This is a genomic window from Pedobacter sp. 01N416 (genome assembly GCF_056399685.1).
In genome coordinates this window covers 1-398 of the sequence record NZ_JBFTRT010001132.1, presented here as the reverse complement: position 1 = coordinate 398, position 398 = coordinate 1, and the positions used below count along the sequence as shown (strand labels likewise).

Sequence of the window (398 nt, the reverse complement as noted above, 5' to 3'; positions counted from 1 at the left end):
ATAAAAAATTGGTCGGTATGCTTTGCTGCATTTTTCAAACCATCAGCTGTAGCTATTTCCTGCTTAACCACATCTTCCCTCCAAACATTAACCGATTCGTTCATATAAACCAATGGTTTCACGTTTGAAGTATCCAGTTCATTTAACTTTTCCATGAATGACAAAATTTTGTTCATTTCAGGGATCAGTGTATCGACCTGTTTTTCATCAATATGAATTCTGGCCAGATCGGCTATTTTATGGATGGTTTTTGCGTCTAAGTTCATATTTATACTAACTTGCTATCAATCAATCTGTAAACCTTTTCTTTCAGTACATCAGAATCAACATCTGCCAAAGTTGATGTATTTATGGGTTTGTGGACGTAAATATCGCAAATTCCTGGCTTACTTCCATAC

1 protein-coding gene is annotated in these 398 nt (G+C 35.4%); it reads right to left on the bottom strand.

The features are described from left to right. Nucleotides 1-266: Asp-tRNA(Asn)/Glu-tRNA(Gln) amidotransferase subunit GatC (gene gatC / locus AC1DND_RS29575; protein WP_477586624.1), on the bottom strand; the 266-nt coding region annotated here is incomplete at its 3' end. Between the last annotated feature and the right edge of the window lie 132 nt (nt 267-398).